At 61.0% G+C, this 7411-nt stretch carries 8 protein-coding genes; 4 read left to right on the plus strand and 4 right to left on the minus strand.

The annotated features are described in order from the left end of the window. Nucleotides 1–170: 170 nt before the first annotated feature. A complete protein-coding gene (locus LJE91_14830) occupies nt 171–989 on the plus strand; it encodes a substrate-binding domain-containing protein (protein ID MCG6869953.1) in 819 nt (272 codons plus the stop codon). 274 nt (nt 990–1263) lie between these two features. Here the strand turns inward: LJE91_14830 and LJE91_14835 are convergent, their stop codons facing one another. Further along, nucleotides 1264–2160 carry a helix-turn-helix transcriptional regulator gene (locus LJE91_14835; GenBank protein ID MCG6869954.1) on the minus strand — a complete coding sequence of 299 codons (897 nt, stop codon included), beginning with the start codon at nt 2158–2160 and terminating at the stop codon, nt 1264–1266. Nucleotides 2161–2696: 536 nt separating this feature from the next. Between LJE91_14835 and LJE91_14840 the strand changes: the two genes are divergently transcribed. From LJE91_14840 to LJE91_14850, 3 genes are all read left to right on the plus strand, one after another. After that, nucleotides 2697–3668: a TAXI family TRAP transporter solute-binding subunit gene (locus tag LJE91_14840; GenBank protein ID MCG6869955.1), complete on the plus strand. Its 972-nt coding sequence runs from the start codon at nt 2697–2699 to the stop codon at nt 3666–3668. A 120-nt stretch (nt 3669–3788) separates the two neighbouring features. Beyond that, entirely contained in the window at nt 3789–5501 is a 1713-nt protein-coding gene (locus LJE91_14845; protein MCG6869956.1) for a TRAP transporter fused permease subunit, read from the plus strand. A 4-nt stretch (nt 5502–5505) separates the two neighbouring features. Further along, entirely contained in the window at nt 5506–5757 is a 252-nt protein-coding gene (locus LJE91_14850; GenBank protein MCG6869957.1) for a universal stress protein, read from the plus strand. Here LJE91_14850 and LJE91_14855 read toward each other — a convergent pair. The 3 genes from LJE91_14855 to LJE91_14865 all read right to left on the minus strand — a co-directional run. Further along, on the minus strand, nt 5747–5968 hold the full coding sequence (locus LJE91_14855; protein ID MCG6869958.1) for a hypothetical protein: 222 nt from the start codon (nt 5966–5968) through the stop codon (nt 5747–5749). The two genes, LJE91_14850 and LJE91_14855, sit on opposite strands and share 11 nt — an antisense overlap. Before the next feature lie 151 nt (nt 5969–6119). Beyond that, the gene (locus tag LJE91_14860) at nt 6120–7022 is read right to left on the minus strand and encodes a LysR family transcriptional regulator (protein ID MCG6869959.1); all 903 of its coding nucleotides are present in this window, start codon (nt 7020–7022) and stop codon (nt 6120–6122) included. 149 nt (nt 7023–7171) lie between these two features. After that, nucleotides 7172–7411 (minus strand): hypothetical protein (locus tag LJE91_14865; GenBank protein MCG6869960.1); only part of this gene is annotated, 240 nt, incomplete at its 5' end.

Raw genomic sequence — 7411 nt, forward strand, 5'->3', positions numbered from 1 at the left:
ATACCACCCTGCTTGTCTTTTCGTCCGTCCTCTGTGTTGCGACAACAGTGACATAGTTCGACTATGCGCCTGTTGTCGCGCCTTGATGACGAACGAAAATCCGGCGCGATCTGGTATGCCATTTTCCGGCAATCGCCTAAGAACGATAAACCAAGGAGAAACCGATGTTCATGAGTCTCGCCAACCGCTTGTTGCCCGCCGCGCTGGCCGCAGCCGTGTTCACTGCGCCTGCCCTCGCTGCGGACAAGTCGATCATCCTGCAGTCGACTACGTCGACGGCCAACTCGGGCCTGTACGACGCGATCCTGCCGATATTCGAGGACGAAAGCGGCATCAAGGTCAACGTCGTCGCGGTCGGCACCGGTCAGGCGATCAAGAACGCAAAGAACGGCGACGGTGATGTGCTGCTCGTCCATGCCAAGGCGGCTGAGGAGAAATTCGTCGAAGCGGGTTACGGCGTCGAGCGCTCCGACGTCATGTACAACGACTTCATCATTGTCGGCCCGCCATCGGATCCGGCGGGTATCGCCGGTGGCGAGGATGCCGGCGCGGCGCTGACCGCCATCAGCAAGCAAAAGGCGTTGTTCGCATCGCGCGGCGACAACTCGGGCACACACAAGAAAGAAACGGCGTTGTGGAAAACCGCCGGTATCGACCCGACCCCCGGCAGCGGTACCTGGTACCGCGAGACCGGCTCAGGTATGGGCGCGACGCTGAATACCGCCATTGGTATGGGCGCCTACACGATGACCGACCGCGGAACCTGGATCAGTTTCAAGAACAAAGGCGACTACAAGATCATGGTTGAGGGCGACCCGAACCTGTCTAACCAGTATGGCGTCATCCTCGTCAATCCGGCAAAGCACACGCACGTCAAGAAGTCAGAGGGCCAGGCGTTCATCGACTGGATCCTCAGTAACGAGGGACAGAACGCGATCGCCGCGTACAAGCTCGATGGACAGCAACTGTTTTTTCCGAACGCCAAGTAAAACGGCCGCCTCGGCATGTGTCCCGTAACGGATCTAACGCGTCAATGCGACTGGGCCGCCGGCGTCGATCCTGCTGTACGCACTGGCGCCGGACCAACTGACTGCCTTGACGTGCGCCCCGCATGGCTGCAAACGCCCCTAATTCTTGCCGAGGCCTACCGGGACCTGCCGCCTGACGCGCCGTGGCGACAATGCCATCCCTGGCGCGTACTACGCGTATTGTTGTCACGCAACACCGCAGATGGCACCACGGATCTGCAGTACCTGCAGATTGTTATCCAACCGTTCCCCGCCCACCATTGAACCGCACCGTCCCCAAGCCAGCAACGTCGTAACCGGCGAACTCCGCAGCCTTCGCCGCAAACGCCGGCGTGCGGCAGAACCTCATCAGCGTCTGCAGCGGTGGATCAAACCAGGCAGCGCGGTCCACCAGGATGTCGTAACGCTCGCGCAGCAGCGGCACGAAGCCGAGACGCAACCGTTCGGCCAATGCCCGCAGGCCGAGGCTGACATCGGCCTTGCCCTCGAGAACGGCGAGCGCGGCATCGCTCTCGGTACGCGCGATATCGGTCCACCTGACGTCGGTTCCGGCGACACCGGCCTGCTCGAGCAGTTGATCGAGCAGCACCTGTGAACCGGCGCCGGACTGGCGTGGCACGACGCGCCGGCCGCGCAGTGCCGCCACATCGGCGAAGTCACCCTCACTGCCCGGCGCGACGATCAGGCCGCGCTCGCGCCACGTGAACTCGATCAACGCGACCGGCGCGTCGAGCAGACGCGCGCTGACCGTGGTGACGTTCCAGGTCTGCAGCGCAGCATCGTAGATATGCATGCCGGCCGCAACACCCTCGCCGCGTACAAAGCGCTCGAGGCCGTCGGTGCTGCCGTCGAGCAACATCGCCAGGTCGCAACCGGACTCGCGCAGCGCCCATTCGAGTAGCGGTTCGTAGCTGCCAAGAAATACCGCCGGGCACGGTTTGGCTGCCGCACCGCCACTGCTCTCGCCGGCAATCCACGCCTCGACCGCCTGGCGCGGAAACAGCAGCTTGCCCATCGCGCGCGAACAGGGGATCTGACCGGATGCTGCCAGGTCATAGACCTTGCGCTCCCTGATACGCAGTAGTTGGGCCAGCTCGCGCGTCGTCAGATAGGCGTTTTCACCACTTAACATGATCGCCCGGGGTCCAGGTTGGCGGCGTCTGAAAATGCGGTCCCTTGTAATGGTGCCGGGTTTGGATCACCTGCCGGGATCTGGCACTTCCTGGGCCAGGCCCGCGGACGCGAGGCCGGACGTCTGCGTTACCAGGCCACGTTGGCCTGCACCCGATAACCACAGGGGACTCCCGGCTGCAACAGCGTGAGCGATGTCTCTGCCTTGGCGGAATCCCGATTCGGTGGGCGGCTAGCGCCGCTGCCGCGTGGGTCTTCTGTTATCGGCAATTTGCTGACGCTGCTGCCCGTAACGACGGACCGTTTCGTTCAGATTGTGGTACGATTCCGCCGCTTTTTACAAGGGTAGTTGAGGTTCCCGAATGCGTCTGCGGTTTGTTCTTGAGTCTACTTCCGGTTCTGGTTTCCCCTCAAATTCTGCAACGATTCTTGGACGTCCTGTCGTGCGACATCGCCTTCGGTCGATGGATTCCCAGGCTCTGTTAGGCCCACCAAGGGACGACACAGACGACAACCAGGACACCGGAGGTTTTACCGATGAATCTGACGCATAGGTTTCTGCTATTCGTCAGCAGCACTTTGCTGGCCTTTTCTTTGGCCGCCCCCTCAAGTTCCCTTGCCGCAAAACGTGTGGTATTCGGCGGCGGGCCGGCCGGTGGCACGTTCCAAGTCGTTGCCAATTCCATCCAGACCTACGGTCCCGTCAAGGCTTCCAAGGATTACCGGGTCAGGGCGCAATCGTCCGCCGGCTCCGTGGAGAACCTGCGCAAGGTCGACAAGGGCAAGATGCAGTTCGGTGTCGTCTACTCCGGACACGTCTATCTCGGACGTGCAGGCAGGCTGAAAAACGACACCAACAAGTACGAAAACGTGCTGGCGGTGGCGTATCTCTATGGCGCGCCGGCGCAACTGGTCGTACGCCAGGGCTCCGGTATCAAGAGTACCCAGGACCTGAAGGGCAAGAAGGTTGGCGTCGGCAACGCCGGCTCCGGCGCCTTTGCCAACTGCGAGCTGTTCTTCACCCACATGGGAGTCTGGGACGAGATCGAGCGTAACGCCGTGGGCTACAACGACGCGGCGGCAGCCTTCGGAAACAATCAGTTGGACGCCTTCTGGCTCTTTACCGCCTTCCCCAGCGGCGCAGTGATTATGGCCGCCCAGACCAACGACATTGAGCTGGTCGATCTTGGAAAAGACGCGGAGGAAAGCGGTTTCTACCAGAAGTACCCCTACTTCAGCAAGCTGACGATCCCAGCCGGCACCTACAAGGGTGTCGACCAGAACACGCCGTCGTTCCAGGATTCGACCCTCTGGGTCGCCAACGCCAAGGTGCCCGACGAGGTAGTCTACGACCTGCTCTCCAAGATCTACACGGACGAGGGTCTCGCCTATATGAGGAACCAGAAGAAGACCTTCAAGGAGATGGCCATCGAAACGGGTGTCAACGGTATCGTTACGCCGCTGCACCCGGGGGCGGAGAAGTTCTGGAAGGAGAAGGGGGTGCTCTGATCTAACTCCGCGATTGCAAAACTGGGCACGCCGGGGCAGTCCGGCCCCGTTGTCATACCTTCGGGCTCGACCGACTCCCGGGCGGCCCTGAACCCATTCGGCGTAACCAGGTAGGCAAGGATGTTCGACCGATTGAGCTGGATAGAACAACGACTATTCGATCTCCTGGCGCTCGGCCTGGTCCTCTTCTACTCCTACTCCGCGGTACTGAAACCGGCCGCCACCCAGTACCATCGCGGCGTCTACGTCCTGATCACCTACGTCCTGGCCTTCCTGCTGTACAAATCGAAGACCCTGTCCGGCAGGATCATCGACTACGTCCTGATCGTCGCCTCCATCGTGACTATCGGATACTGGATGGCGAACTTCGAGGCGATCAACTACCGATCCGGCGCCGAGACCGAGCTCGACAAGTGGATCGCGATGGTCGGCGTCCTGCTGGGCGTCGAGCTGGCCCGCCGGGTCGTCGGTACCGTGTTTGTCGTCATCGGAGCCATCATGCTCCTCTACGGCGTCTACGGGGACTACGCCCCGGAACTCATCTCCCACGCGGGCGACACCTTCCCAGACCTCTGCACCAGCATCTTTTACAAGAGTGACGGCGTGTTCGGCATCATGGCCAATGTGCTGGCCACCTATATCGTCCTGTTCGTGATCTTCGGCGCCTTCCTGGAAAAGAGCGGCGCGCAACGCTTTTTCATCGACTTTCCCCTGGCGGCCGTCGGGCACAAGATCGGCGGGCCGGCAAAGGTATCCGTCATCGCCAGCGGCCTGTTCGGATCGATCTCCGGAAGCGCCATCGCCAATACCGTGTCCACCGGTGCGTTCACCATCCCTATGATGAAGAAGGCGGGTTTCAAGCCCCACGTGGCAGGCGGTATCGAGCCGGCCGCCTCCATCGGTGGCATGTTCCTGCCCCCGATCATGGGGGCGGGCGGCTTTATCATGGCGGAGCTCACGGGCGTGCCGTACTCCCAGATCATGCTGGTGGCCATCTTCCCGGCGCTGATGTACTTCTTCAGTGTCTTCGTCATGGTCCACTACTACGCGAAGCTACACGGCATCGTCGGTGAGAAGTCAGGCGATAGCGCAATCGATATCCTCAAACGCGAGTGGTTCTACATCCTGCCGCTCGTGGTCATCACGGTCCTGATGATGACGGGTTATTCGCCGGGCTATTCGGCCATCTTCGGCATCCTCACCTGCATTCTTGTGAGCTGGTTTCGAAAGGACACGCGGATCGGACCCAAGCGTTTTCTTGAGGCGTCGCGCGCCGGCGCCGAGAGCAGCCTGAAGATCGGCGGTACGGTCGGCGTCATCGGCATCATCATCGCCGTGCTCACGTACAGCGGCCTGATGCTGACCTTTGCCGACATCGTCATCGAGCTGGCCGACGGGAAACTCTGGCTGACAATTCTTCTCATCGCCCTGGCCTCCCTGATCCTGGGCATGGGTGTGCCGGTAACCGCCTCCTACCTGATCACAGCCGTCGTCGCAGTGCCGGCCCTGACTGAACTGGGCGTCAATCCGATTGCCGCACACATGATCGTCTACTGGTTGTCTCAGGACTCGAACGTCACACCGCCGGTCTGTATCGCCGCTTTCGCGGGCGCCACGATCGCCGGTGCGAACATGTGGGAAACTGCGATGATGGCGTTCATGTTCGCCAAATTCCTGTATCTCGGGCCATTCGTCTTCGGCTACGTTCCCGCCTTCTCTCTTGACGGCAGCCCGAGGGATATCGTCATCGCTTTCGTGTTGATCACCATCGGCACCTGGCTCTACTCCTGGCTCCTGAGCGGCATCTGGCTCACCTATTTCAAGAAGGCCTGAATCCATGGCGAGCGAAGATCGACTACCCCAGGTGGGCTTCAGCAAGATTCTCTACGTCACCGACCTTTCGCGCAGTGGGCGCAAGGCCTTCCCTTACGCTGCGAGCATCGCCAGACGTTATGACGCGGAGGTCACGGTATTCCACGTGATCGAGGCCCATTCGTTTGAGAAATACCCGATCGGATACATCAGCGAACTGCCTCCCCGGAACGTCCCGCTCGAGCCGGATGCCGCGCGGAGGGAAGCTACCTCTTGACCCGGCCCTGCAGTTCGTCGCGGCGGCGCACATACTCCTCTTCGATGGATTCGAGGTGCCCGACGACATTCTCCAGCGTCTCGCGTTTCGAATCGTCCTGCGCTTCCTCGAGCCACTGCCCCATCTCCTCGCGAAGCAGGAGGATCAGATCCAGCGCCCCGACGGTTTCGTGGAACTGCCGGTTCAACTCCGCAGTAGACTCGGTACTCATGAAACGATCTCCTTGATTCTCCTGATTGAATCCGATCCGGTGCGATCGCCGCCTTACCCGCCGCGACATCACTACCGAGACGGTCGTTCGTCAATGTTAGCAAAAACCTCCGGCCGCGCTGGAAAGCGGTGCCCCAGGGCGACGTCCGGCCTCAGCCCGTCTCCCCGGAACGACAACGCTCGAGGGCGAACGACTGGAACAGCTCGGCGCTTGGTGAGAGGCGCTTGCCGGTCCTGTGGACCAGATACCACTGGCGCATGATCGGAAAGCCCTCGGCCGCCACCGCGACCAGACGGCCGGTTTCCAGCTCCAGCTCCAGGGTGTGTGCCGAGGCGATCCCCAGACCGAGCCCCGCCTGGACCGCCTGCTTGATCGCCTCGCTGCTGGTCATCTCCATGGCGAACTGCACGCTCACGTTCCGCGCCTGGAAGAACCGTTCGATCGCGGCGCGCGTCCCCGACCCGGGCTCGCGCACGACGAAGGTCTGGTCGGCCAGGTCCGCGACCGTCAACCCGCTCGCCTGCGCCAGAGGATGATCCGGAGCGGCGACCAGCACCAGTGGGTTGTCCATGAACGGTGTCGACACCAGATTCCGGTTGGATGGCGGCTCCCCCATGACGATCAGGTCCCGCTCGTTCGCGTCGAGCTGCTGGAGCAGGCTGGCGCGGTTGGTGACATCCAGACGGATGGCGACCTCCGGGTAGAGGTCAGAGAAGGCCGCCAGCAGCCGCGTCACGAAATAGCCCGCCGTGCTCGCCACCGAGATCCTCAACCGCCCGCGACGGATCCCCTTGATCTGGTCGATAGTCTCGGCGGTGTCTTCGAGCTGGCTGGCAATCGCGCGGGCGCAATCGAAGATCGCCTCGCCGGCTTCGGTCAGGTAGATCTTTTTGCCCATCTGCTCGATCAGGGGCAAGCCGACCGTCGTCTCAAGATGCTTGACCTGTATGGAGACGGCGGGCTGCGTCAGGTGCAGCACCTCCGCGGCCCGGCTGTAGCTCCCATTCTCCGCCACGGTGCGGAAAATCTTCAGTTGGTGAAGCGTTGGTTTCATCCTACATATATAAACTATTATTTATAGTTCTTGTAGCAAATCAGAATAATCTTACATGATACTCGCTGCTATACTCCGCCCACTCGGGCTAAGGCGATTTCTGTCAAATGACATACCATCCTGCTTGTCTGTGTCGTCCGTCCTCTGTGTTACGACAACCGTTCCATCGTTCGACTATGCGCCTGTTGTCGCGTCTTGACGACGAACGGAAATCCGGCGCGATCTGGTATGTCATTTTCCGGCAATCGCCTAGGCTCTGTTGACATTTGTCTGGGCGAGTGGATTTTCGAGGGATTTTTCGTCCTGACAAGGCGGATTCGATGCGCAATGCCGCCCCATTGCAAGTCGAATCCAACGCCGTCAGGGCGGAAAAGATCCGTAAAGCCGCC

The sequence above is a fragment of the Gammaproteobacteria bacterium genome (assembly GCA_022340215.1).
In the GTDB taxonomy this organism is placed as follows: Bacteria; Pseudomonadota; Gammaproteobacteria; order JAJDOJ01; family JAJDOJ01; genus JAJDOJ01.